Below are 24,708 nucleotides of genomic sequence, written 5' to 3' on the forward strand. Positions count from 1 at the left end.
TTCTTCTATTTCTGAGCAAGCGCCAGCATCAGTTCCACGAACTGGGCTGGCGCTTCGCCGTGGAAGTTATGACCTGTGTCAGCCTCGACAAACTCCGCCCCCGGCATGGCCTGTATTGCCCGCGCTGCTTCTTCGTTGCTGGCGGCTGCCTGGAGAATCCCATCTTCCCCGATGACTTCCTTCGTATGGACGTAAGTAATGGGTGCTTGGATCGCGCCAAGAGTTGCGTCTAGGTCAACGCCGTTGTTCCAGGTCCCGTCGTAGAATGCCTCACCAAAGTGCGGGTCGTACGTCATACTCCACCTAGCCATTTCAGCCATGACACCAGGCATGTAGAACACATTGATGGGCTGATCGGGGTGCTTCGCGTGATACTTCAAGCCATCGTTAATAATGTTTTTCGCTCCGTCCCCGAAGAACATCCACATGCGTTGGTGCTGCCAGTAGTAGGCCGGCCAATCTGTTTCACCCTCGGTATTGAAGTTGTGCGCCGAGGTGGCCAGGTCTTGCCAGTTCCAGGTTTCTTTGGCCCGCGGAAGCTCGGTGGCGAAAAATGGTGGATCCTCGAAGAGCACTCCCTTTACTTGCTCTGGGTGCGCGGCTGCGAAGCTTGCTGCGATAAGACCACCGGATGAGTGCCCGGAGACGTAGGCAGGCCCACCGATGACCTGCGCCGCAAAAGCGGAGACCACCTCCGCCATCTCCGGTGCCGTGTAGTGGCCTGGCATGCGATCGGATCCGCCGTGGCCCGGTACATCAACTGCATAGACATGGAAGTGTTTACCCAGGTCACCGAGTACTTTGTGGTAGCTTCGCCATTCCGAGCCTTGCCCGTGAATCAGCAGGAGTGCTGGTTTGTCCTCTCCGCCGGAGTTTTCGCCGTAGGTAATTTTGACGCCATCAACGGTGGTTTCCTTTTGAATGAAGCCAGCTCGCGCCACGCGTTCGTCGAGACGCGAATTCCATGTGACATTGCGCCACACGTACCACCCGCCGACTCCCACCGCCACGACGGCAAGTACACCGACAACGGATAAAACTCCCACCAGAATTTTCTTGCCAGTTCTCACGATGACTCCTTTTTAATACGGATGTATGATATAAAATTTTAACATGCCGGCCATCATCGATCACGACGAAAGACGCAATGAACTCGCCCACGCAGCCCTCGAGCTCGCCGCGCATCACGGGCTCGAAGGCGTGACTATTCGCCGCATCGCCACGGCCACGGGTTATTCGCCGGGCACGGTGCAGCACTACTTTCCCACACGCACCGACATCATCAATCACACCTTTGACCTGCTCGGACAGATCCAGCGCGAGCAATTTTTAGCACTTGACCGCAGTCAGCCGCCACGCGCTTTGATCCTCGATGCCGTGCGCGCTTATCTGCCCACAAATGATGAGGAGCGCATCGTCGCAGCAGCCGGGGCGGCGTTTTATTTGGCATCGCTTTACGACGAGGCGCTGCGCAGACAAACCTCTTCGGGACCTACGACTCTCATCTCCGTGATCACCCGGATTCTCGAAGTTGCTGAGCGCGACGGGCAGCTCGCGCCCGGAACCGTACCTGCCCGCGAGGCCTCTATATTGTGGGGTTTCTTCGACCCCTCGCCGGTCCTTGCAGGCTATAGAACTGCTGAAGAATCCCTTGCAACTGTGGAGTACTACCTCGACCGGATATTTATATAATCGCAGGTCAAGGTCGTTCTGAATACAAGAGACCCTAAATGTCGAGCCCACGGTTTAGGCTGTAGGAGATACACTGCAGGCGCATTCGAAAGGAACTGTGAATGACCACCGTCTTGGGCTGGATTGGCATCATCTTGTCTGTCCCCGTGTGGGCCTATTTCATCTACCGCGCAATCGGCGTCGTGCGTTTCGTGGCCTCGGGCGGGCCAACTCTGGGAGAGCGCACCGACCACATCGGCCAGCGTTTGTGGCGAGTTATTGCAGAGGTTTTCGGCCATTCACATTTCAAGGGCAAACCCCTAGTTAATGCCGCGCACTGGATTGTTATGGTGGGCTTCCTCTTCGGCGTGGTGGTCTGGTTCGAGGCCTATATTCAGACCTTTAATCCTGCAGGTGGTTGGCCATTTTTGTCCACCTGGCCTGTCTATCACTTCCTCGAAGAAGTCTTGGCCGTGGGCACAGTTGTGGGCATTTTGTTCCTCATCGGCGTGCGCCTAAAGCTGGGTGCCACGGAGCGCGGTAGCCGTTTCTACAACTCCCAGATGGGCGCGGCGCGGGCTATCGAAGCCATTGTGTTCATCGAAGGTTTTGGCATGCTCATGGTCAAGGCAGGCAAGATCGCTACTTACGGCGGGGGCTCGCTGTGGGCGGATTTCTTGTCCATTCACATTGCTAAACTGCTGCCAGCTTCCGAGGTGATGGTCAGCTCGTTTGCCCTGATTAAATTGCTCGGCGGCATGGCCTTCTTGGTCCTCGTTGCGCGCAATCTGAAGTGGGGCGTGGCCTGGCACCGCTTCACCGCATTTTTCAACATCTTCCTCCAGCGCAACCCCTCCGGGGAAAAGGCCCTGGGCAAAGTTCTTACTCCTGACCTGGACAATGCCGAGGACATCGAGGAGGCAGTCGCTCCCGGCAGCTGGAAGATGCTGCTGGATTCCACGGCGTGTACCGAGTGCGGTCGCTGCCAGGAACTCTGCCCCGCATGGAACACCGGCAAGCCGCTGAGCCCCAAAAAGCTGATGATGGACATCCGCGATACCGCGCTGGATTCCTACGATTCCCATGCCGGCGTGGACGTACTCGCCCTGGCCAACGAAATCGACCCGGACGTGTTGTGGTCCTGCACCAACTGTGGCGCCTGCGTGGATCAGTGCCCCACCGATATCGAGCACCTCGACCACATCACAGACCTGCGCCGCTTCAAGGTGCTGGCCGAATCCGAGTTCCCTTCCGAGCTGACCAGCCTGTTTAAGAATATTGAAACCAAAGGCAACCCCTGGGGCCGCAATAACTCCGAGCGCGCCAGCTGGGTCGAGGAAGCCCGCCACGACGGCCTTGAGGTCCCCATTGTTGGCGAGGATCTCCAGGATTTCTCAGACACCGAGTACCTGTTCTGGGTTGGTTGCGCAGGCGCCTACGACGAGGCAGGCAAGCGCACCACCCGCGCGGTCGTCGATCTGCTAGAAACCGCGGGAGTGAAGTACGGCGTGCTCTCCACCGGCGAGTCCTGCACCGGCGACCCCGCTCGCCGCGCTGGCAACGAGTACCTATTTCAGATGCAGGCCACCAAGAACGTGGACACGCTCAACGAGGTCTTCGAGGGCGTTCCCGAAGGTCAGCGCAAGATCATCACCACGTGTCCGCACTGCTTCAACACCATCCGCAATGAGTACCCGGACTTCGACGGCCACTTCGACGTCTTCCACCACACCCAGTTGCTCAACCGCCTGGTCCGGGACAAGCGCGTCGTCCCCGTTCCACGCGGACCTGAGAATCGCAAGCCGATCACCTACCACGATCCTTGCTTCCTCGGTCGCCACAACAAGGTTTTCGATCCACCCCGCGAGCTCCTCGAATCCACCGGCGTCCAGCTCAACGAGATGGACCACAACCGCGACGAGGCCTTCTGCTGCGGAGCCGGCGGTGCCCGCATGTTCATGGAAGAAAACATCGGCCAGCGCGTCAACGAGTTCCGCACCGAGCAAGCCCTAAACACAGGCGCCGAAGAGATCGCCACCGGCTGCCCGTTCTGCAACAACATGTTCGGCGGAGGCGTCAAGGCTCTCAATTCGGAGGCCAAGGTCAAGGACGTCGCGGTCATGCTCCGCGACTCAGTTCTCGTCGACGGCGCTCTCCCCGCCCCCGCGGACAAGTCCTTCGTCAGCCCGTCGCGCACCACGTTAACCTTGACACCACGCAAGCAAAAGCCACTTCACGACGACGCTCCCGCCCCTTCTTCCACGGCCACGCCGTCTGCTCCATCGGCTCCAGCTGCACCTGCGACTCCTGCGGCTCCCGCGGCACCTTCTGCACCTGCGGCACCTAGCGCACCAGCTGCTCCAGCTGCGCCGTTGCCTAGCGCATCAGCGGCCCCACCAGCAGCTTCTGTTCCAGCTGCGCCGACCGCCCCTGCAGTCCCGGCCGCCCCAGCTGCGCCGACCCCTCCGGCAGCACCCTCGTCGACAAGCACCCCTGCCGCTCCAACCCCGCCTGCGCCTAGTAAACCCGCAGCACCTGCAGCTCCCGCGGCGCCTAGCGCACCAGCGCCCCCACCAGCAGCTTCTGTTCCAGCTGCGCCTGCCACCCCTGCAGTCCCGGCCGCCCCAGCTGCGCCGACCCCTCCGGCAGCACCCTCGTCGACAAGCATTCCAGCTGCTCCTACCCCGCCCGTGCCTAGTGCCCCGGCAGCTCCCGCGGCACCTAGTGCCCCAGCTGCACCTGCCGCCCCTATACCTCCGGCCCCACCAGTCACGAACACCCCGAGCGCACCAAACGTGCCAGGCGTTCCACCCGCGCCTAGCGTGCCAACTCCACCACCAGCCGCATCAACTCCGGTACCACCTCCGCCTAGCGAGGACGAGAACGAAGATCAGAGCTAAAAGGTGCACTTCGCAGGACTTTGTTTTCTGCGACCTGCGGTTTTAAATTTCGCAGTGCGTTAGGTCCGGTTTTCGAGCATCCGGCACCCAGCCTTTGGACCTAACGCACTACGAAATCTAAAAGCCCAGGTCATTTAAAGGTAATATCTTGCAAAGTGCACCTTTTTCGCCTGCTTCGGCCCGTTTTCGACCACAAGAACAACCCAAAAAACCCACACAGCGAACCCACAACAAAGCCAAGCTGAACGCGAACGGAATCCAAACCGAACCCGAATTGATACAAGCGGGCTCTAAACTTGACAGGGCTATAATCAAAACTGTGAATCAATCTTTCCGCCCAAGCAACCCGCAAATGCGACTTAGCGATAACGAGCGCGCCGACGCCATGTCCGCGCTTGGCCGTGCTTTGGCCGAGGGACGGTTGAGCATGGTTGAGTACGATGACCGCATTACCGGAGTGGTCGAAGCCGAAACCCGCGGCGACCTTGTACCTCTATTTAAGGACATTCCGCAGACACCAGCTGCGGGAAATTCCGCCGAGGTAGCCACATATTCAGCCAATGAAATCGAAGAGACCCACAAGCGCGGGCAGAAAACCCGCGCAGGAGTCATGGGGCTATCCACAGTTGCCTCACTAGCTCTGACAATCCTTGCAGGTAGTGCAGGTTTCGGCGGTCTCAGCGCGGTGGCCTTATTGATTATCCCGACGGTGTTTATCCTTCTATACGTAATGAAGGTGGGCCCCAAATCTTGGTATGTGCCAAGTCCTCGCCAACTCGAGCGCCAGCGCTTCCGTGAGATTCAATCGGCCAAGGCTCTCGAATCGGCTCAGCGCAAAGCCGAGCGCAAAGAGCAGCTCGAAATGATCACCGGAGATGCAATGGGAATCGCGCAACGCGCCCTGAACCGGTTAAGCGACCCAGGCAAGAAAGACCCAGACAAAGACACAGACAAAGACACAGACAAGAAGTAGCCACAGAAAGTAGTAAACACGACACGAAAGTGGCAGAATTACCGCCATGAGTAAGTCGGAAGAGACACCCCAAGAGCCCAAAGAACAGACCCAGCAAGAAAAGCCTTCGAAGAAGAAGGCGGCGGCGCCTCGTCGTAAAGCGCGCCGTGTCTTTGCGGAATCTGACAAGCTGCACGGTGTCGCCTACGACATTCGCGGCGAAGTCACGGCTGAGGCCGAGCGCATGGAGCTCGATGGCCACACCATTCTCAAGCTCAACACGGGTAACCCGGCCGTCTTCGGTTTCGATGCGCCCGACGTGATCATGCGCGACATGATCGCCAACCTGCCTACCTCGCAGGGCTACTCCACGTCGAAGGGCATTATCCCAGCTCGGCGTGCGGTGGTGACGCGATACGAACTTATCGACGATTTCCCGCGCTTCGATATCGACGATGTGTACCTGGGCAACGGCGTCTCCGAGTTGATCTCCATGGTCACCCAGGCGCTGCTCAACAACGGCGACGAAGTGCTGATTCCTGCGCCGGACTACCCACTGTGGACAGCTTCGGTCTCTCTGTCTGGTGGTACCCCGGTGCACTACATGGCCGATGAGGAAAATGGGTGGAACCCTTCGCTGGAGGATATCCGCGCTAAGGTCACCGACAAGACCAAGGCAATCGTGGTGATCAACCCGAACAACCCAACGGGTGCCGTGTACTCGCGGGAAATCCTCGAGGGAATTGCAGATATCGCGCGCGAGAACGATCTGATGATCCTCTCTGACGAGATCTATGACCGGATTCTTTACGACGATGCGAAGCACATCTCCATGGCTGAGGTCGCACCGGATGTTTTCACCGTGACCTTCAACGGCCTGTCCAAGGCTTACCGCGTGGCAGGTTACCGCGCTGGTTGGCTGGTTCTCACCGGCCCGAAGGAGTATGCAAAGGGCTTCATCGAGGGCCTTGAGCTGCTCGCCGGCACCCGCCTGTGCGCTAACGTGCCTGGTCAGCATGCTATTCAGGTAGCTTTGGGAGGGTATCAGTCCATCTACGATCTCACCAATGAGCACGGTCGCTTGCGCAAGCAACGCGATGTTGCGGTGGAGAAGCTCAACGAGATTCCGGGCGTTTCCGTGGTCAAACCAATGGGCGCACTCTACGCGTTCCCGAAGCTGGACCCGAACGTCCACGAAATCCACGACGATGCCAAGCTCATGCTCGACATCCTGCGCTCCGAGAAAATCTTGATGGTCCAAGGTACCGGATTCAACTGGCCTACCCCGGATCACTTCCGCATTGTCACGCTGCCATGGGCATCGCAGCTGGAAAACGCGATCGAGCGCATCGGCAACTTCCTGTCCAGCTACAGGCAGTAAGCGTTTTTCGCTACTCGACGATTGACCCGTCCGGTAGCTCGACCTGAATCTTCATGTCGCCGCTGACATAAAAGCCGGCACCAAGATCATGGGCGAGCGACCGGGCGGTTTGTTCTGCCCCAGGAACGTTGATGCGCGCCCAGACGAAATCCTTCGCCACAAAGTACTTCGTTCCATCCCAGCCCGGGCTTGGCGAGTACTGCGTATACAAGGTTTCATACCAAGTGGTGAGCTCTTGGGTGGTGGAGTTCGAGTCGTCGTCGAATTCGGCTGCCTGGTCAAACCAATACAGAAAATCCTGGATATCGTCGTGCGGAACTTGATCCAGATCAAAAGCAACGAAGGCGCGTCCAACACTCATGGTGTCTATCCTAGCGCCTAGAGATTGCGACCAAGCGCACGCATCTCCCATCCCGCACCCTGCCACGCCTTCACGTCAAGAACATTGCGGCCATCGATGATCTGCTTCTCTTTCACCAGCTCACCGACGTGGACAGGATCCATCTGACGGAACTGTTGCCACTCAGTGGCCAGAATGACTAACTCGGCACCTTTGAGTGCCTCGTCGAGCGACTCGGAATATTCGAGGGTGGGGAAAACCTTTGCCGCGTTCTCCATCGCTTCTGGGTCATAGACGCGCACCGCTGCACCTGACAAACTGAGCTGACCAGCAACGGACAGCGCTGGCGAGTCACGCACGTCATCCGAATTCGGCTTGAAGGCAGCGCCGAGAACCGTGATGCGGCGGCCAAGGACTCCACCGAGAACGTCCTGAGCAAGCTCCACCATGCGTGTGCGACGGCGCATGTTAATCGCATCCACCTCACGCAGGAAGGTTAATGCCTGGTCAGCGCCGATTTCTCCGGCACGAGCCATGAACGCACGGATATCCTTGGGCAAGCAGCCACCGCCGAAGCCAAGGCCTGCCCCCAGGAACTTGCGGCCAATGCGTTCATCGTAGCCAATGGCATCGGCGACTTGGGTGACATCGGCGCCGGTGTTCTCACAGACCTCGGCGACGGCGTTAATGAAGGAAATCTTCGTGGCCAAGAACGCATTCGCGGAGACCTTGACTAGCTCGGCCGTAGCCAGGTCAGTGACCAAAAATGGTGTATCTGCTGCAATAGCCTTGGCATACACTTCGCGAGCGATCTCGCTGGCACCAGACCCCTCACGCTCACCGATCACAATACGGTCGGGCGTAATCGTATCCTGGACTGCGTAGCCCTCGCGCAGGAATTCAGGGTTCCAAGCGATTTCCACAGAGGTACCGGGAGCCGAGAGCTCGTCGGCACGCTTTTGTAATGCTTCAGCCGTGCCGATCGGAACTGTCGACTTTCCCAAGATCACATGTTCGCCCTTGAGCAGCGGAACGAGCGACTCGACCGCAGCGAAAACATAGGAGGTATCCGCAGCATACGAGTCGCTCTTCTGCGGGGTGCCTACGCCGAGGAAGTGCACATTGGCGAACTCGGCGGCCTGCTGATAGTCAGTGGTGAAACCGAGGCGACCAGCGGTGAGGTTCTTCTGAAGGATCTCGGGAAGCCCTGGCTCATAGAACGGAACTTTGCCCGCTGCAAGTTGCTCAATCTTTGCTTCATCGACGTCCACGCCCAAGACTTCGTGGCCAAGTTCAGCCATACAAGCGGCATGGGTTGCGCCGAGGTATCCAGTGCCAATAACGGTCATACGCATACCCCTCATTATCACCCATTCCCCGCAACTTGGCAGCGCAAAGAGATATGCGCAAGGACACGTCTGAGCTGCGCAGAGCCGACCTATTGTACGACCATTGAACTACCAAAGTCAGCGGATACCTTTAGGTAGTCCCGCACCGCCACAGCCGCGGCCCGCCCGGCGCGGTTCCCACCGATGGTACTTGCCGAGGGGCCGTATCCGACGAACTGGATCCGCGGATCAACGGCGCTAGTAACCGTTGTTTGCACATCGTGGTTTCCGGGCAAAAGTTGGATTCCGCCATACTCGCTTTTGAGTTTCAAAGGCGCCAAGTGACCGACATCGTGGCGAAATCCCGTGGCCCACAAAATGATGTCCACCGGCTCAAAGGAGCCATCGGCCCACCTCACACCATCGGCCTCAATCGAGCTAAACATCGGGCGACGACGCTCATAGATACCGGTGGCAGCCGCTGCCATTTCCTGCGCCCGCAAGTGAATGCCCGAGTATTCCGACGATCTTCGTGGCACCCGGCCTTCAAGGACGCTTTCTTGCACGCGCGCAATCAAACTGCGACCTGTGAATTCACCATTCGCGCGACGCGGGGGACGACGAGTCACCCACACTACGTCACTGAGAGTGGCAATCTCACCGATAAACTGCGTTGCCGAAGCCCCCGCACCAACGACGACGACTCGCTTGCCTCGGAAGTGCCCTCGTCCGGGGTAGTCCGCGGTGTGTATTTGCTCGCCGTGAAATGTCTCTTGGCCCGGATAATAGGGAATAAAGGGTCTGCGCCAGGTTCCGGTCGCATTGATCAAGGTCTGCGTGACCCATTGCCGATCACCGGCGCGAACTAGAAGCATCCCGTCTAGATCTTCCACGGCGTCAACATCTACTGGGCGGATAATCGGTAAGTAATGCTTGTGCTCGTATGCTCCGTACCAGGCAGGTACGACCTCATTGGCACGCGCGCTCGAGGATTTCGGGGCAATTGCTCCAGGCAGATCGGCGACATCGTGGACATCATTCATTGTTAGCGAGTCCCAGCGGTGCTGCCATGCACCACCAGGCCCGGCGTTGGCGTCGAGCACGACGTGACTAATACCTAGGCGCTGCAGGTGATAGGAACTAGACAGTCCCGCCTGACCAGCACCGATGACGAGTGATTGAAGGGCCTCCATATTTATTGAAACATAAAGTATGCAGGCCCTATTCCTTACCTATTACTTACCCTCGAGCGCGACAATACCCGCCTCAATTGCATCGAGACCCGTGTTCAAATCCTCCTCAGAAATGATCAGCGGCGGCGCAATGTGAATACGGTTTCCGCTCACCAGCGGCCACACGCCATGTTCCTTCACGGTCTTGCCAAACGGAGCCATCGGAGCAGCTGCCTCACCGGACGCATTGAACGGGATCAGCGGCTCACGAGTCGCCGAGTCCTTCACAAACTCAACAGCCCAGAACAGCCCAATACCGCGCACGTTGCCCACCACGTTGTACTTTTCACGCCATTGTTCCAGACGAGGCTTGACCACGCGCTCGCCCAGATCGCGGGTGCGCTCCAGGATGTTCTCCTCCTCGAAGACTTCGAAAGTAGCCACGCCAGGGGCACACGCCAGCGGGTGACCCGAGTACGTCAGCCCACCGTGATACGCAGTCTTCGACCACGTATTGGCAATCTCCTCAGAGATAATCACGCCACCCAGCGGCACATAACCCGAGTTCACACCCTTCGCAAAAGTAATCAGGTCAGGCACAACGCCCCAGTTGTCCACGGCAAACATTGCGCCGGTCCGGCCGAATCCAACCATGACCTCGTCGGCAATGTAGACGATGCCGTACTTATCGCACAGCTCGCGCACACCCTGCAGGTAGCCCTCCGGCGGCACAATCACACCTGCGCTGCCCACCACCGATTCCAGAATCAGCGCCGCAATCGTCTCGGAGCCCTCCAGAATAATGGTCTGTTCCAAGTGCTCGAGTGCACGCGCGCACTCCACTTCCTCGCTCTGCGCCCAGAACGCCGAGCGATACTCGAAGGGGCCGAAGAAGCGGACTACAGAGGTGTCGGTCGGCTCGTTCTTCCAGCGGCGAGGATCGCCCGTGACAGCGATCGCAGTCGCGGTCGAGCCATGGTAGGAGCGGTAAGCAGAAAGAACTTTACGACGACCGGTGTAGCTCCGAGCCATACGAATAGCATTTTCGGTCGCTTCCGCACCGCCATTGGTGAAAAACACCGACTTGAAGTTGTCTCCAGGGGCTGCCTCTACAATGCGACGAGCAAGCTCGCTGCGAGTGGAATTCTTAAACGCTGGCTGGACAGTAGTAAGAACGTCAGCCTGATCCTTAATCGCCTGCACCAACTTTGGATGCTGATGACCAAGGTTGGTGTTGACCAACTGGGAGGCGAAATCCAGATACTCCTTGCCCTCCGAGTCCGTGAAGCGCACGCCTTCAGCAGACACGATCTCAACTGGATTAATCAGATCCTGGGCTGACCAAGAGTAAAACACATTGTCGTCCATATATACTGCCTTCTTTAATTCAGGTGGGCTGATTATGGCCGTAGCCTATCTGATTTGCTCGCCAATTTCTCTAGATATTTTGAAGAAATACGGTTGCCAAAGTGCTTCTTCAAAGATCACGGCTGGTGTGGTTATTCCAGCCCTCGACCCTTTTCGAGATGCAGTCGCACCGCATTCATGCGATGAACGAACCCGAGGCGCCACGTCAGTGCCTTTGATCAGGAATGGGTCTCATCCTGGGCGGCGGATTCTCCATGGAATGGCTCCGCAGCTGGCCAGTGTCCATCATTGTCGCGTGGCCGATCGCGTTCATCATCACGATGTTCGCATGGCCTACCTCGACAAAGCTCGCCGGCGTGGTGCTCGGCTCCCACGGCGGATCCCGCACGAAGGAAGAACAAGCGCCTGCGGCCGCAAACTAGCCCCTGCTAATCCCGGAAATTCAGGTATGCCTTCGATGGGGTCGGACCGCGTTGCCCCTGGTACTTGGAACCAAGCGCTCCGGTGCCATAAGGAACTTCGGCGGGCGAGGACATCTTAAACAGCGCGAGCTGCCCCACTTTCATCCCCGGCCACAGGGTAATTGGCAGATTTGCCACGTTGGATAACTCGAGCGTGATGTAACCGCTAAAGCCCGGGTCAATGAACCCAGCGGTGGAGTGAGTCAGCAGGCCAAGACGCCCAAGAGAGCTCTTACCTTCCAGACGACCAGCAAGATCGGCTGGCAAGGTGAATTTCTCTAACGTCGAGGCCAAAACGAACTCCCCGGGGTGCAAGACAAAGGCTTCACCCTCTGGGACCTCAACCAGTGTGGTCAGGTCCTCCATCTCCACCTTCGGATCAATGTGGGTGTAGCGGGAGTTGTTGAACACTCGGAAATACTTATCCATCCGGACATCAACACTTGACGGCTGCACCAGCTGTGGGTCATACGGTTCGATGCCGAGGTGGCCTGCGTCGATAGCGTCGCGGATATCATGGTCAGACAAAATCACAGTGTCTACTCTACGGCAGGACGTGGGCGAATTTATGTGAGGGCACCGGCAGTGCTAAACTTCTTTAGCATTGCCGGCGTAGTTTAGTGGTAGAACATCAGCTTCCCAAGCTGAGAGTGCGAGTTCGATTCTCGTCGCCGGCTCCAATAGCTCCAATATAAAATCTCGCCACATCGTTTCCCTGATGTGGCGAGACTTTTTTATTTCAATCTTTAAATAGGTGCACTTCGCAAGATATTACCTTCTAGCGACCTGCGGTTTTAGTTTTCGGCCGACGTTAGGTCCGCCACGCAGGTCCGAGCCTGTACCTAACGCACCACGAAATTTAAAAGCCCAGGTCAGATAATGGTAATATCTTGCAAAGTGCACCTTTTAATGTGTTGCGGGTTTAGCGCGCAGCAAGAGCCATGCGAGCAAGCTCGTGTGGGAGGATCTCGTCCGGCCAGCTAGGGATAAACCCATCGGTCGACCAGGTGACAACCCAAGATTCACGTTCACGGGCAGAGTCACCGCCGTGTCCGCCTTCATCGCGATGTCCATGATCGGTGGTGATGACTACCAACCACTCCTCGTCGTCACGCGCACTTATAGCAGTGACCAGGTCGTTTACATGCTGATCTACGCGACGAATGGCGTTCCTATAAGGGTCGCCTTGCAGACCATAGACATGGCCGGCATCGTCGACATCGCAGAAATACACGAAACCGGCGTCGAAGCCTTGCCCGAACCGTAGTTTTGCAAGCGCGATATCCGCGACTTCCGCATCGGCCTTTTGGTACCCATACGTTTCACCGTCGCGCACGATCACGTTGTGCAAACCCGCATACTGCTGCTCCATCCGAGGATGGATGATCGGACCCAGCCCGTTCGGATCGACAAGAACTGGCCAGCCGGCAGCCGCAAACGTGCGAGTCCGCTGGTCCTCATAGAAGGCCAGGGACAAAAAGTCCGGGTAATTCCAAGTCCGTCCGCCAACCAGGGAGTTGTCCCGCAAGCCGTGATCGGCATGGGTCGACCCCGTCAGGATGGAGCCCCATCCCGGCGCAGAAATCGTTGGGACTTCCATGGTCATTTTGTGCCAACTGCCCTGCCGGGAGAGCTTGGTAAGATTTTCGCCCACACCCTCCTCAGCAACGATGTCCCACCTGCAGCCATCGATGCCGATCATGACTAGGTGTCGTTTCGAGGGCTGCTCCTGCTGCTGCGTAGAAGCATTCCTCAGGAATGAATTCATTTCGCAGCCCAGGCCGCTTCGAGGCGACTCATCGTTTCAAGTTCATCGTCATTCGCAGCATCGATCACGGTGTCTGGGCGAGAAATCCGCAAAGACACGCGATCGCCGACGCGGTATTCCTGAGCTTCACGGGAAGGAAGGTCAACGCGAAGATGACCCTTGCCCAGCGAGCCTTCCACCACGACAGAGGTAAACATGCCGCGCAGGAGGTGGTCGGTCACGGTGTACATGCCGTTCTCGTCACGAGTCATGATGAGCTGCTCAGGACGAATCAGAGCAGTCGCGACCGGCTCCTGTGCGATTGTGGAGGAGTGGTTGACAATGTCCAAGTCGGTATCAAGCACGTGCAGCTTCTTGCCTTGGACCTTGCCGACGACGCGGTTCGCAACACCCACGAACTGGGAAATGAACGGCGACTGTGGGTGCAGGTACAGCTCGCTTGGGCTACCGATCTGCTCGATGCGACCCTCATACATAACGCCGACGCGATCGGCCATGGTGATCGCCTCTTCCTGATCGTGAGTCACCATCAGGGTTGCGATGCCCTCGGACTGCTGGATACGGCGGATTTCGTCGCGCAGCTGAACACGAACCTTGGCGTCAAGTGCAGACAGTGGCTCGTCGAGAAGCAAAACCTCTGGCTCAATCGCCAAAGCGCGAGCAAGCGCAACGCGCTGCTGCTGGCCACCCGACATCTGATTCGGGAACTTGTCCATGTGGTCTTCGAGGCCAACCATTTCGAGAAGCTCTTGTGCGCGCTTCTTGCGACCAGCGGAATCGCGACCGCGGATCTTCAAGCCGTATGCCACGTTATCGGTGGCCGAAAGGTGTGGGAACAGGGAGTAGGACTGGAAAACGATGCCCATGTTGCGCTCGCGGGTCGGCTTGCTTGCAACATCGTTGCCCGCAATCAGGACCTCGCCGGAATCTGCCATTTCAAGGCCAGCAAGAATACGCAGGCAGGTGGACTTACCGGAACCCGAAGGACCGAGCAGCGCGACGAGCTCACCCTGGTCGATGTAGAGATTGAGATTATCCAGCACTGTGACTGGACCATAAGTCTTAACAATATTTCGAAGGTCAACGTGTGGTTGATTCATGAATTTTTCCGTTCTTCCTTACTTCCGCTTATTACCGGCATTTGCGAGTGCGGAGATTGAGACAAGCAACAGCCACGTAATGATGGTGACAATGAAGGACAGAGCCGCAACGCCCTTCGGAGAGCTCGAAGAAACCTGCACCATATATACAGGGAAGGTGTCGTGCAGCAACAGCGATGCCATTGCGAACTCGCCAAAAACTCCGGAGATGCACAGCAGTGCTGCAGAAAGCATGCCCACGCGCAGGTTTGGCAGGATGACCTGGATCAGGGTGGTCCAGGTACTTGCCCCAAGGGAGGACGAGGCGGCAAACATGGTTTGCAGATCGAGCGACTTCACGCCTGCGTCGATGGCGCGGTAGCACAGCGGCATCACGATGATCACGTACAGCGGAACCAGCGACCACATCGAGGTGAGGAATCCCGGGATCAAAGCTCGGTAGAGCTCGGATACGCCAGAGACAAGTGCAACGGCGGGCACCACCATCGGAAGGATCGACAGAACTTCGGCGACCTTCGCAAGCTGTGGTGCCTTCATGTTCAAGAACACGATGGTTGGAACCAGAAGCACGAGCATCAACACGGTCGTTGCAGCAGTGAGCAAGAGCGTATTGACGATCGAGCGGCCAGCACCTGCAGTAGAGAGAACTTCAACCAGTGGCCCAAAAGTGAAGGGCTGACCTGGACGAGAGAAACCATATGCTGCCGCAGCCAACCAAGGAACGAGCAGGCCGATCATCGAAACAACGAGGATCGCAATCGAGCCCCAGTTGTAATCACCGGAGGAAGCGAGGCCCCGGGACTTTTTCGCCACCGGTGCTGCCTTTGGAGGTGCAATGGGAGTTTCTTTGACTGCTAGTTGTTCAGCCATGCGTCACTCTTCCTAGTCAGATAGAAACGGATACCCATGGCAACGAGGATGATGACCATCATCCAGGTCACCAGTGCAGCCGCGAGGCCTGGGTTGAGCAGCACGTTGCCGCTGATGTAGAAGCCAATCAAGATCGGAACTAGGTTCAAGGAACCGCCCGCGAGGGCGTAGGCCGTTGCGTATGCAGCGAAGGCGTTAGCGAACAGCAGCAGGAAAGAACCAATGATCGACGGCCACAGGACAGGGAAGACAACGTCACGCATGTACTGCCAGCGCGTTGCGCCTAACGACGAGGCCGCTTCCTGCCACTGACTCTTGATTCCGCCCATTGCAGGCAGCATCAAAATTGCCATCAGTGGAATCTGGAAATAGAGGTATACCAAGGCCACACCGGAGAAACCAGTGATCGAGAAATCACCAAGGAAACCTGGGAAGACACGGTTCAGGAAGACTGTGAGAATACCTTGGACACCGAGCAGCGCGATGAATCCGTAAGCCAAGCTCACGCCACCAGACTGGGAAGCCAAAGCGGAAAAACTGTTGACCAAAGAATTGAGCCACGCTGGCTTACGGCCGTTCTGCAGTGCCCACGCGAGGATCAAACCAACGACAGCACCGATAGTTGCAGTGATGAGGGAAAGCTCAGTTGTAAGGACGAACGCTGGGCGGTGTGCACTGTTCATTGCCTGAGCCATGGTGGAAAACGAGAAGCCACCACTTGGTGCCGTAAACGCGGTAATGACGTTTGCAATGATCGGGAAAATCAGGAATGCAGCAACAAAGAGGAAGAAAGGCAACGATCCCAGCCACGACCCAGCACTCAGGTTTGACCAGGAAAGTCGCTTCTTCTTTTCTGTTTGCTTCTCCTGGGATGCAGGATGAGCAACAGACATGATTTAGTACTTAACCTTCTCTGCCCACTGGGTAGCGATGACCTGGTTAGCTGCGTCGCCCTGCTCTGCGGAAGGCAGCTTTACCTTCTCGACGATTGCTGGATCTGGAAGAGAAGCCAGTGCTTCGTCGGAAAGCTTGCCAGCTGCAGCCAGCTCAGTGAAGCGTGCAGGGATAGCGCCGCCGAGTGCGTACTGCTCGGAGCCTTCATCAGAGGTCAGCCAGTCGACCCAAAGGCGAGCAGCGTTAGGATGTGGCGAGCCGATGGTAGCTGGCTGTGCGTAGTAGTTACCGAATACGCCATCTTCCAGAACGGTGTACTCGAAGTTCACGCCATCCTTCTTCAGCTGCTCTTCACGGCCGAGCCAGTTGTAGTTCCAGTCGAAGATGATTGCTGCTTCACCGGTGGTCATGCCAGATGCTGCATCAGACACGGTGGTGAGGTTGCCACTGTCAGCCAGCTGTGCAAAGAAGTCAATGCCTGGCTGGATGTCATCCAGGCTGCCACCATTAGCGAGCGATGCCGCGAACACTGCCGCGATGGAGGATGCGCCCTTACGTGGGTCACCTGGGATTGCGATCTGACCCTTGTACTTAGGATCAAGCAGATCCTGGAAGGAGGTTGGAACGTCCTGAACGAGATCCTTGTTCACACCGATGGAAACAACGCCGTAGTATGCGCCGACCCAGTTGCCTTCAGGATCCTTCAGGTTGTCTGGAATGGAGTCCCAGTTGGAAGGCTTGTATGGCTCAACAAGACCCTGCTGGATAGCTGGGTTGGTGAAGGAGTAGCCGATATCAAGAACGTCTGGCTGAGTGTCCTGGCCCTTCAGGTTCTGCACTGCCTGGAGCTCCTCCGCAGAAGATGCGTCTGGAGAGTCCACGACAACCTTGACGCCGTACTTGTTCTCGAACTCAGCAAAGTGACCCTTGTAGTTTGCCCAAGTTTCTGGGTAGGCAATCAGGCGAACTTCGCCCTCTTCCTTTGCCTTGGTTGCAATTTCATCGAGGTTGCCACCAATAGCGGAAGCATCAGTTGCACCGCCGCTGCCGGAGCCACAAGCAACAAGGCTTGCGGACATCATCAGCGCAGCTGCGCCAACAGCAACGGAACGAACGATCGACGGGCGGTTTTTCTTGAATGCGGAAACCAACATGAGATTCCTTTCTCAGCTTTTCCGATGAAGCCGGCGCTTCATCTCAAGCCGCAAGATTATCCCTCTCAGAAATCCTTCAGATTATTATTAAGTGAACAGCAGCAAAACGTTGACATATACATTTACGCTGGTGGGTATACTTTTATTCTGTCCTCTATGCTCTTCCGTATGCACCCCAGCACCCCCTCTGCCCTGCTTGCAGACACCACCGGAATTCTCTTCGATTTCAACGGAACCTTGAGCAATGATGAGTCTTTGCTCGAATCCAGTTATGCCCATGCCCTCACCGAACTTGGCTACTCTCCGCTGCTAGAAAACGAGTATTCCTCGCTGCTTGGGCTAAGTGAGCCAGACATTGCCGAGGCACTCATCCGATCCCGAACAGATTCCGATGTGAGTTCTCGCTCTGAGGAACTCATCGACGCATTCGCACTTCAATACCAACAGGCATGCAGGATTCAACCGCGTGTCTCCGGCGCGACAGTGGACATGGTTCGCCGGCTCGCCGATTCCCACCGCCTGGGAATTGTCACCGGAACCCTGCGCAAGCTCATCGAACCGGTTCTTGCGGACCTCCAAATCGACACCTATTTTCAAGTTATTGTGACCATCGAAGACGTTCAAAAGGGCAAACCAGATCCCGAAGGGTTCCTGCTTGGAGCTAAATCGATCGGAATTGAGCCACATTCAATTGTTGCGGTAGAAGACTCAAAGGCAGGCATTGCTTCAGCTCGGGCTGCCGGAATGCATGTCGTAGGAGTTGGACCGTCAAGCGGAATGGACAACTACCTCAATCGAATCGAGGACTTTTTCCCTTAAAAGTCTCACCCGTTCGCACTTGAATCTGGGTGCTGTCAGAGCGCAGCAGGTCGTTGGAGTATTCAATGGCCAGCCCATTTTCATCGCGAGCAACCCGACTGATACGCAACAGGTTAATACTGTCCGTGGTGTTCAGGAGCTCACGTTCTTCAACGTTGGCACCTGAACCTGTTACACGCTCTACTTTTGACGTCGGCCGATGTTGCAAGTTTTGCAGTAATTCATAAATTGACTGAGTGAGATCTGCCTCCAGCATGCGTGGAAAGACCTCTGCCGGAAAATATGAGTCTTCTAAAAGGGACGGCACACCGTCGAATCGACGCAATCTCACAATATTAAAGAGCGGACTTCCGACCTTTACCTCTAAGAGTTGAGCAAGAGAGGTCGAAGCAGCAACTTTCTCAGCTTTCAGCACACTTGAATCCACATCTACTCCACGCTCGCGCATTTGGGGAAGGATCCCTTCAATACGCGTTAATTCAATTGCTGGAGGTTCAGCCCGAACGAATGTGCCCCCATTGCGACCGCGACGCCTGTCGATGAGTCCTTCGAGCTGAAGAATTTCGAGGGCATTTCGAATGGTAGCCCTTGCCACATGGAACTTGTCCGCGAGTTCACTCTCGGCGGGAAGCTTGTCTCCCCTAGCCAGCTGACCGGAGATAATTTGTTCGCGGATCCAGCTAGCTATTGTCCGATAGACAGGCTGAGAGTAGGGACCTCCATCCCCGAACTGTTGAGAATTCACGACCTGGCCTGCATTTCACGTTGGTGTCGAACTGGATCTGAATCTAAAGAACACTTTAGTCAATTATTCCACGGTCGTTGCTCCTGCCGATACGCCAATTCGCTTAACCTTTCCGTTACCAATCGGCGGTTCCAGCGACGATTTACTGCACAGAAGTACGCTTGTACTGCTATCTTGGAGAAGATTTAAGTATTTAAACTTCTCCCCCGAAAAGGTGAATACTCGGAGCTTCACTCACTACTAAACATGCAGGTAGATAAATGAACTCTATTACTTCCGCAAAGTAGCTGCCAACCCGTAACGAAGGCTTAAAAATCTCCGATAGCCAGATCTTGGACTTGCGCTAGATATTCCAACAGGTTACAGTCGTTGCCTAGTAACAAAATGGTAACAGAATGAGAGAAGCTTAATGCGACTTAACACACGACCTTCAAACGCGGGGAAGCACCGCAAGGTCTCTTCCCGCTCCACGGGTCGCGTTGCAATCGCGGCAGCAGTAGTCACCACCGTATCCTCCGCAGGCATCGGTGGCGCGGCGGCTGCAACCCTCACCACCGACGATCAGCCACAGGCCGCTGACGTCAACTTGGTCAACGACAGTCAGGCTATCACTGACGCGCAGAACTCTACGCCTCAGATCCTGAACATCAACGAGCACAAGCCGACCGCAAATGCTGGCGACCAGCTCAACAAGGCAGTTGACTACAGCAACCAGCGCGCAGCCGATGCAGCAGCAGCTGCTCAGGCTGAAGCTGACCGCATCGCAGCAGAGGCAGCAGCAGCTACCTCCCAGGGCAACTTTGAAGCAGCAGCTGCCAACTCCAGCGACATCTCTGGCGCAGCAGTGGTCAAGCCAGCTCAGGGCACCTTCACCTCTGGCTTCGGCCCACGCTGGGGCACCATGCACAACGGCATCGACATTGCTAACAGCATTGGCACCCCAATTCTGGCTGCTATGTCTGGCACCGTCATCGATTCTGGCCCAGCTTCCGGCTACGGCCAGTGGATCCGTATCCAGCACGACGATGGCTCGATGACCGTCTACGGCCACATGTCCACCTTGGCTGTGTCTGTCGGCGAGCGTGTTCAGGCCGGTCAGCAGATCGCCGGAATGGGCAGCGAAGGCCAGTCCACTGGCTCGCACCTGCACTTCGAGATCCACCCTGCAGGCTCCGGCCCAGTCGATCCTCAGGCTTGGTTGGCTTCTCACGGCATCTCGCTCTAAACCGCGCAGAGCTTAAAGCGCAGAGCTCAACGCACAAAGGGACGTGAATTTTCACGTCCCTTTTTTGCTGCGCAATTACACTGGTCCTTTGTGTCGGATTTTCTTCGAGCAGTCAGCGCCGTAACGTGGCGCTATGGAATTGCGCCTGCAGCTTTGAAACCACAGAACTCCGTGGGTCGGCCGGTGTTCAATAATCCTCATTTCCGCCCCACCCATCCCACACCTGTACTGCTTGTTCATGGTCGCACCGATAATTCTAGGCACTGGTACTGGGCCGCGCGGAATCTGCAACAAGCAGGCTTTAGTGTGTGGGCGTTCGACTATGGCACTGATTCCAATTCGCTTCTTTCCCTAGTGCCCGGTGTGTATGGGCTTGGTGATCTTGAGTCCTCCGCCCAAGAGCTGGCTGCACAGATCGAGTGGGTGAAGCAAGAAACCGGGACGCAGAAGGTCGACGTTGTGGCCCATTCTCAGGGCGCAGCCATGGTCAAGCTCTACACCAGTGAACTCGGGGGAGCTCACAATCTGCGCCGTGTCGTCACGCTCGGAGCAACATTCCACGGCAGCACGCTGGGTGGACTCGCTGAGCGTCTTTCGCCTCTCGTGCGCAAGATTCCAACTTTATCGCGCTGGCTCGCCAGCGAAGGTGGCGTGCAGCAGTTAGTGGGATCAGAATTCGTCGACAAGCTTGATGCTTTGCCTGACACCCACCCCGGTATTGTCTATACCAGCATCTACACCACCACCGATCAGGCGGCCACCCCCTCGAGCACTTCTCACCTGAGTACTACTACGGGGGCAGATGTGGCGAATGTGGACATCGCGCGTCGGTTTACGCTTGAGCGTCCGGTGACTCATGGCGGGCTGATCACGCGCATCGTCAGCGTGAAGCTGATGTATTGGGGCCTGACAAGGCCTCGTGGTGAGACGAGGCCCCCGTTCGCCGACAAATAGCCGACAATTAGCCGACAAGTAACCCGCTACGCACCACGCGCCTGAAATAGAGCGTGGGCCGCCCGCACCACGCCGAGATGTGAAAAAGCCTGCGGGAAGTTGCCAGCAAGGCGCCCGTGCTCGGGGGAATATTCCTCGGCAAAAAGGCCGAGCTCGGTGCCCACGGAGAGGACTTTTTCCATCTTTTCCTCGGCCTCGGCAACGCGTCCCGACTTTGCATACTGCTCGACCAACCAAAAAGAACACATGATGAAGGGGTACTCGGAGCCAGAAAGGCCGTCGGAGCCGGTGCCGGTTTTGTAGCGATGCAGGAACCCGGCGTCGTCGAGAAGTTCCTGCTCAATGCGCTCAACGGTGCTGAGCATCTTGGGGTCGTTATAATCGATGAAGCCGATCTGCGCGAGCTGCAGAAGCGATGCGTCGACCTCGGTGTTGGAATACTTCTGGGTAAACGACTGAATCTCGTCGTTGAAACCAAGGTCCATGATTTCGGCGCGCAGTCGATCGCGCAGGGCTCGCCAGTTGTCCACTGGGCCGGGGAATCCGTACTGCTCAACTGCCCTGACTCCGCGGTCGAATGCAGCCCACATCATGGCGCGGCCGTGGGTAAACATGTCAGGGTCCGAGCGCATCTCCCATAAACCATGGTCAAGTGTGTCGAAATTCTTTTCCTGGAAATCCAGTAGCGCGCACTGCAAATCCCAGCTGAATTCGTCTTCTTCCAGACCTGCTTCGCGCAAGGCCTCAAGCGCGAGCATCACTTCGCCAACCACATCGGCTTGATACTGCTCTGCCGCCCCGTTGCCAATCCGCACTGGTGTGGAATTTTCGTATCCCGAAAGGTGCGGAAGTTCGTGTTCGGGAAGGTGGCGCTCGCCTTGGAGGCCGTACATGATGCGCAGCTGGCTTGTATCTCCCGCAATCGCTCGCAGCAACCACTTGCGCCACTCCCCGGCGCGATCCGTAAACCCCGACTGCACGAGCACCTCAATGGTTAGGGCGGAATCGCGGAGCCACACGTAGCGGTAGTCCCAGTTGCGCTCACCCCCGAACTCCTCGGGAAGGGAGGTCGTGGGTGCTGCGACGATCCCGCCGGTGACAGAATCGGTCAGGGCGCGCAGCACCAGCAGCGAGCGACGGGTCCACGGACTGTACTTACCGGCCACGGTGGCCTCGCCGATCCACTCCTCCCAGAACCTCGTGGTCGTATCAAGCGAGTTGGAATAGTCCACCTTCGCCGGCTGCTCGCCGTAGGAGGTAGCCCACAACATTGCCCATTCCAGGCGCTCCCCTGCTACCAGGTGGAAGGTTTTGAAGTGGTGCTTGTTTTCATCGTCGTGGTCGAGCTGAGGTCCGCGGAAATAAATCGCGTCGGGCCCGGCCACCGCAAGCATTTCCTCATCACCGGGCCTATCACCGGCGCTATCCTCATCATGGCGATAACGCAGGTAAGGCACGGCTTGACCGTAATCGAAGCGCATCCGGATGGCCGTATCCACATCTACTTCACCGCTCGTGCACTCCACGCGTCGCAGCAGGTCAGCATTTTGGAAGTACCGCCCGTCGGTGCCCACAGGCATAAAGTCAGTCACCAGCGCCGTACCTGTCTCCGAAGTCCACTCGGTCTCCAGCACGAAGGAGTCCCCCCGATAACTCCACTTTGTCACTGTGGCATCCTCGACGCTGATGCTCCAATGCCCGTTGTCTTTCGTGCCCAACAGCTTGGCAAAAACAGCCTGCGAATCGTAGCGAGGCATACACAGCCAATCCACCGATCCCGTACGCGAGACCAACGCCGCCGAGTGCGTATCGGAGAGCAATGCATAATCTTCAAGCGGAGTAGACGTCATGGCTCCACCCTAAAGAAAACTTCACGACGAAGGGCCCACCCGCTTAGGTGAGCCCTTCACATTTAGTTTCTTCCTAACAAGCCTTACTTACAGGTAACAATCGGCTGCGGATCGTACTTAGTCGTCGTCGTATTGCGCGAAATCTCGTTACCACTGAGATCGCGCACGATCCGGGTATCCGAGGTGGTAAAGCCTTGGTTGCCTGACGATGGAACACACTGGTCGCCGGAGACTTCCATTGGCTTTGGTTCGGTTTCATCCCAGCGCCCGCCATTGATGGATTCCACCTGAACGGTCTTGGTACCCATCAGGCGGACGGTAACGCTGTCGCCACCTACCGAGGTTTCAATGCGGACTGGGTACTTGGAATCGTTGCGGAAAACCAGATCGATCGCGCCCTCGTACACGGTTGCCTCACGTCCCGCTGGGTAGCGGGAGATGTAGTAGGAGTGCGGGGTGTGCGCAATATCAGTCATGCCGCCGAAGTACGCAGCGTTGTACAACGTGGTGGCAAACTGCGAGATGCCACCGCCGACTGCCTCACCCGCGTGACCATCGATAATGATGCCACTTTCCACGTAGCCCTGGGCTGTTCCACGAGGTCCGGTAAAACCGTTCAGGGAGAAGGTCTCACCAGGACCGACAACTGCGCCGTTAACGGCCGCTGCGGTCGTTGCAATGTTGTGCCCCGATGCCTCGGAGTAACCGCTGGTGGTGAATTCGCCTACAACCTCGTTGTAGGTTGCTGACTGCGCCATCTCCGTGGTGAAGGTGGCCTGTGCGTCTTCGTAGGCAGCATCCCAGGTGCGGCCCTGGTCGCCTAGGACGCGGTCTTGGAAGTCCTTCATGGTTTCATCCCAGTTCACCTGGGTGCCATCTTTGCTCGGGTTCACCGAGCCATCGGAGTTGTAGGAAGCATTGACCATCTTCACCTCGGAGGCAGCCAAAGGCTCCGCCAGGATCCCCTGCGCCACCTCGGCATCGACCTCGGGGCGAATGGTGCCCTGGTCGTTGACAAAGTGGACGAACTCACCGATGCGATCAACAGGGATCTCTGCGGAAACATTTTCGTGGCCGTTGACTACCAGTGGGCTGGCAATAGCCTTTGCTGCAGGCCCGTCAGCTGCTGCTTTGAGCACGTTGCTATTAATTGCTGGCTGAACTTCAGTTGGTTCGAGCTTGATGCCAGCAGGATCGAGCCACCCGGTGCTCACGCGCTGGGTCAGCTCATCGCGGTTGACGCCCTGTCCCAGCACGGGATCAGTGATCTCTACCTTGCCAGCGTTAATAGCAAGCGAGCCGTCAATGGGTGCCGAGGAAAGCTCTTGTGCAACGCGGTCCATCTCTGGTTGCAGCGCGGCCTCGTCGACTACGGGAACTACATCAACCTCGTGGGTGCCAAACAGCCCGCGTAGGCGCGTCACCGGGTTCAGCGATTCCTCGCCGGACTGGGAGACAGTGGCGTTCCAGTCAATGCCAAGGCCTGCCTGAGCCGGAATGACCTGACTGTGCAGCTCGCCAGCAGCAATCTGAACGGGAGTAGTGGCTTGATCACCGAGCTCTCGCTCAAGTGTAGAGACTGCCTCATCGTGGGTCATCCCGCCGATGTCAACGCCCCCCACCGCTGTTCCACGGGGGACGTTGCTGCGGTTCATCGCCACGTCGGCGGCATAAATCGCAGCGAGGATTGCGAGCACACCGATCACTACACCAAGAGTGATTTTGGCTGCCCGATTTTTCGGAGCGGATGAATTAG

The 24,708-nt window shown here is 57.1% G+C and carries 22 protein-coding genes and 1 tRNA gene; 9 read left to right on the top strand and 14 right to left on the bottom strand.

Annotated elements, in window-relative coordinates; translation table 11 throughout:
* Positions 1-5: 5 nt before the first annotated feature.
* Positions 6-1,070 (bottom strand): alpha/beta fold hydrolase, encoded by a 1,065-nt coding sequence (locus tag ACXZ66_RS12580; RefSeq protein ID WP_458749200.1) that lies wholly within the window; start codon positions 1,068-1,070, stop codon positions 6-8.
* A 43-nt stretch (positions 1,071-1,113) separates the two neighbouring features.
* Here ACXZ66_RS12580 and ACXZ66_RS12585 point away from each other — a divergent pair, with 43 nt between their 5' ends.
* The 4 genes from ACXZ66_RS12585 to ACXZ66_RS12600 all read left to right on the top strand — a co-directional run bounded on the left by ACXZ66_RS12585 (position 1,114) and on the right by ACXZ66_RS12600 (position 6,904).
* Entirely contained in the window at positions 1,114-1,692 is a 579-nt protein-coding gene (locus ACXZ66_RS12585; protein WP_458749202.1) for a TetR/AcrR family transcriptional regulator, read from the top strand.
* Positions 1,693-1,793: 101 nt separating this feature from the next.
* Positions 1,794-4,571 (top strand): (Fe-S)-binding protein, encoded by a 2,778-nt coding sequence (locus tag ACXZ66_RS12590; RefSeq protein ID WP_458749204.1) that lies wholly within the window; start codon positions 1,794-1,796, stop codon positions 4,569-4,571.
* A gap of 319 nt (positions 4,572-4,890) precedes the next feature.
* Entirely contained in the window at positions 4,891-5,544 is a 654-nt protein-coding gene (locus ACXZ66_RS12595) for a DUF1707 SHOCT-like domain-containing protein (RefSeq protein ID WP_458749205.1), read from the top strand.
* A gap of 46 nt (positions 5,545-5,590) precedes the next feature.
* Positions 5,591-6,904 carry a pyridoxal phosphate-dependent aminotransferase gene (locus ACXZ66_RS12600; protein ID WP_458749207.1) on the top strand — a complete coding sequence of 438 codons (1,314 nt, stop codon included), beginning with the start codon at positions 5,591-5,593 and terminating at the stop codon, positions 6,902-6,904.
* Positions 6,905-6,914: 10 nt separating this feature from the next.
* Here ACXZ66_RS12600 and ACXZ66_RS12605 read toward each other — a convergent pair whose 3' ends face one another.
* The 4 genes from ACXZ66_RS12605 to ACXZ66_RS12620 form a co-directional block, all read right to left on the bottom strand.
* On the bottom strand, positions 6,915-7,265 hold the full coding sequence (locus tag ACXZ66_RS12605) for a hypothetical protein (RefSeq protein ID WP_458749209.1): 351 nt from the start codon (positions 7,263-7,265) through the stop codon (positions 6,915-6,917).
* Positions 7,266-7,282: 17 nt separating this feature from the next.
* A complete protein-coding gene (locus ACXZ66_RS12610; protein WP_458749211.1) occupies positions 7,283-8,593 on the bottom strand; it encodes a UDP-glucose dehydrogenase family protein in 1,311 nt (436 codons plus the stop codon).
* Positions 8,594-8,682: 89 nt separating this feature from the next.
* The gene (locus tag ACXZ66_RS12615) at positions 8,683-9,765 is read right to left on the bottom strand and encodes an NAD(P)-binding domain-containing protein (RefSeq protein ID WP_458749213.1); all 1,083 of its coding nucleotides are present in this window, start codon (positions 9,763-9,765) and stop codon (positions 8,683-8,685) included.
* A 42-nt stretch (positions 9,766-9,807) separates the two neighbouring features.
* Positions 9,808-11,112: an aminotransferase class III-fold pyridoxal phosphate-dependent enzyme gene (locus ACXZ66_RS12620; protein ID WP_458749214.1), complete on the bottom strand. Its 1,305-nt coding sequence runs from the start codon at positions 11,110-11,112 to the stop codon at positions 9,808-9,810.
* Between the two features lie 224 nt (positions 11,113-11,336).
* On the opposite strand from ACXZ66_RS12620, the gene ACXZ66_RS12625 reads away from it, so the two are divergent.
* On the top strand, positions 11,337-11,534 hold the full coding sequence (locus tag ACXZ66_RS12625) for a DUF2798 domain-containing protein (RefSeq protein ID WP_458749215.1): 198 nt from the start codon (positions 11,337-11,339) through the stop codon (positions 11,532-11,534).
* 6 nt (positions 11,535-11,540) lie between these two features.
* Here the strand turns inward: ACXZ66_RS12625 and dcd are convergent, their stop codons facing one another.
* Positions 11,541-12,107 carry a dCTP deaminase gene (gene dcd / locus ACXZ66_RS12630; RefSeq protein WP_458749216.1) on the bottom strand — a complete coding sequence of 189 codons (567 nt, stop codon included), beginning with the start codon at positions 12,105-12,107 and terminating at the stop codon, positions 11,541-11,543.
* Positions 12,108-12,179: 72 nt separating this feature from the next.
* Between dcd and ACXZ66_RS12635 the strand changes: the two genes are divergently transcribed.
* Positions 12,180-12,253, top strand: a tRNA-Gly gene (locus ACXZ66_RS12635).
* A gap of 242 nt (positions 12,254-12,495) precedes the next feature.
* On the opposite strand, the gene ACXZ66_RS12640 is transcribed toward ACXZ66_RS12635, so the two are convergent.
* From ACXZ66_RS12640 to ACXZ66_RS12660, 5 genes are read right to left on the bottom strand one after another with little or no spacing between them, the layout of a single operon-like run.
* Positions 12,496-13,341, bottom strand: coding sequence for an alkaline phosphatase family protein (locus ACXZ66_RS12640; RefSeq protein WP_458749218.1), 846 nt, complete (start codon positions 13,339-13,341; stop codon positions 12,496-12,498).
* A complete protein-coding gene (locus ACXZ66_RS12645) occupies positions 13,338-14,441 on the bottom strand; it encodes an ABC transporter ATP-binding protein (RefSeq protein ID WP_458749220.1) in 1,104 nt (367 codons plus the stop codon). The genes ACXZ66_RS12640 and ACXZ66_RS12645 overlap by 4 nt, the downstream gene beginning before the upstream one ends.
* Positions 14,442-14,459: 18 nt before the next feature.
* Positions 14,460-15,311: an ABC transporter permease gene (locus ACXZ66_RS12650; protein WP_458749222.1), complete on the bottom strand. Its 852-nt coding sequence runs from the start codon at positions 15,309-15,311 to the stop codon at positions 14,460-14,462.
* Complete coding sequence (locus ACXZ66_RS12655; protein ID WP_458749223.1) at positions 15,296-16,204, bottom strand: ABC transporter permease; 909 nt, start codon at positions 16,202-16,204, stop codon at positions 15,296-15,298. Before ACXZ66_RS12655 ends, ACXZ66_RS12650 begins: the two co-directional genes overlap by 16 nt.
* Positions 16,205-16,207: 3 nt before the next feature.
* Positions 16,208-17,359, bottom strand: a complete 1,152-nt coding sequence (locus ACXZ66_RS12660) for an ABC transporter substrate-binding protein (protein ID WP_458749224.1) — start codon at positions 17,357-17,359, stop codon at positions 16,208-16,210.
* Between the two features lie 168 nt (positions 17,360-17,527).
* Between ACXZ66_RS12660 and ACXZ66_RS12665 the strand changes: the two genes are divergently transcribed.
* Entirely contained in the window at positions 17,528-18,178 is a 651-nt protein-coding gene (locus ACXZ66_RS12665; RefSeq protein ID WP_458749226.1) for an HAD family hydrolase, read from the top strand.
* On the opposite strand, the gene ACXZ66_RS12670 is transcribed toward ACXZ66_RS12665, so the two are convergent.
* The gene (locus ACXZ66_RS12670; RefSeq protein WP_458749228.1) at positions 18,150-18,923 is read right to left on the bottom strand and encodes a GntR family transcriptional regulator; all 774 of its coding nucleotides are present in this window, start codon (positions 18,921-18,923) and stop codon (positions 18,150-18,152) included. The two genes, ACXZ66_RS12665 and ACXZ66_RS12670, sit on opposite strands and share 29 nt — an antisense overlap.
* A gap of 409 nt (positions 18,924-19,332) precedes the next feature.
* Here ACXZ66_RS12670 and ACXZ66_RS12675 point away from each other — a divergent pair, with 409 nt between their 5' ends.
* Positions 19,333-20,148, top strand: coding sequence for a M23 family metallopeptidase (locus ACXZ66_RS12675; protein WP_458749230.1), 816 nt, complete (start codon positions 19,333-19,335; stop codon positions 20,146-20,148).
* 90 nt (positions 20,149-20,238) lie between these two features.
* Entirely contained in the window at positions 20,239-21,102 is an 864-nt protein-coding gene (locus ACXZ66_RS12680) for an esterase/lipase family protein (RefSeq protein ID WP_458749231.1), read from the top strand.
* 26 nt (positions 21,103-21,128) lie between these two features.
* Here ACXZ66_RS12680 and ACXZ66_RS12685 read toward each other — a convergent pair whose 3' ends face one another.
* Complete coding sequence (locus ACXZ66_RS12685) at positions 21,129-22,952, bottom strand: glycoside hydrolase family 15 protein (RefSeq protein WP_458749233.1); 1,824 nt, start codon at positions 22,950-22,952, stop codon at positions 21,129-21,131.
* 83 nt (positions 22,953-23,035) lie between these two features.
* Entirely contained in the window at positions 23,036-24,607 is a 1,572-nt protein-coding gene (locus ACXZ66_RS12690) for a VanW family protein (RefSeq protein ID WP_458751387.1), read from the bottom strand.
* Positions 24,608-24,708 lie beyond the last annotated feature (101 nt).

Source organism: Corynebacterium sp. S7 (assembly GCF_054401105.1).

Coding starts and splice junctions, on each gene's coding strand:
- ACXZ66_RS12685 (WP_458749233.1), bottom strand. CDS start 22,952: ATGACGTCTACTCCGCTTGAAGATTATGCATTGCTCTCCGATACGCAC.
- ACXZ66_RS12645 (WP_458749220.1), bottom strand. CDS start 14,441: ATGAATCAACCACACGTTGACCTTCGAAATATTGTTAAGACTTATGGT.
- ACXZ66_RS12690 (WP_458751387.1), bottom strand. CDS start 24,607: ATGAACCGCAGCAACGTCCCCCGTGGAACAGCGGTGGGGGGCGTTGAC.
- ACXZ66_RS12665 (WP_458749226.1), top strand. CDS start 17,528: ATGCACCCCAGCACCCCCTCTGCCCTGCTTGCAGACACCACCGGAATT.
- ACXZ66_RS12660 (WP_458749224.1), bottom strand. CDS start 17,359: ATGTTGGTTTCCGCATTCAAGAAAAACCGCCCGTCGATCGTTCGTTCC.
- ACXZ66_RS12625 (WP_458749215.1), top strand. CDS start 11,337: ATGGGTCTCATCCTGGGCGGCGGATTCTCCATGGAATGGCTCCGCAGC.
- ACXZ66_RS12620 (WP_458749214.1), bottom strand. CDS start 11,112: ATGGACGACAATGTGTTTTACTCTTGGTCAGCCCAGGATCTGATTAAT.
- ACXZ66_RS12605 (WP_458749209.1), bottom strand. CDS start 7,265: ATGAGTGTTGGACGCGCCTTCGTTGCTTTTGATCTGGATCAAGTTCCG.
- ACXZ66_RS12600 (WP_458749207.1), top strand. CDS start 5,591: ATGAGTAAGTCGGAAGAGACACCCCAAGAGCCCAAAGAACAGACCCAG.
- ACXZ66_RS12590 (WP_458749204.1), top strand. CDS start 1,794: ATGACCACCGTCTTGGGCTGGATTGGCATCATCTTGTCTGTCCCCGTG.
- ACXZ66_RS12585 (WP_458749202.1), top strand. CDS start 1,114: ATGCCGGCCATCATCGATCACGACGAAAGACGCAATGAACTCGCCCAC.
- ACXZ66_RS12655 (WP_458749223.1), bottom strand. CDS start 16,204: ATGTCTGTTGCTCATCCTGCATCCCAGGAGAAGCAAACAGAAAAGAAG.
- ACXZ66_RS12615 (WP_458749213.1), bottom strand. CDS start 9,765: ATGGAGGCCCTTCAATCACTCGTCATCGGTGCTGGTCAGGCGGGACTG.
- ACXZ66_RS12610 (WP_458749211.1), bottom strand. CDS start 8,593: ATGACCGTTATTGGCACTGGATACCTCGGCGCAACCCATGCCGCTTGT.
- ACXZ66_RS12650 (WP_458749222.1), bottom strand. CDS start 15,311: ATGGCTGAACAACTAGCAGTCAAAGAAACTCCCATTGCACCTCCAAAG.
- ACXZ66_RS12675 (WP_458749230.1), top strand. CDS start 19,333: ATGCGACTTAACACACGACCTTCAAACGCGGGGAAGCACCGCAAGGTC.
- ACXZ66_RS12640 (WP_458749218.1), bottom strand. CDS start 13,341: ATGAATTCATTCCTGAGGAATGCTTCTACGCAGCAGCAGGAGCAGCCC.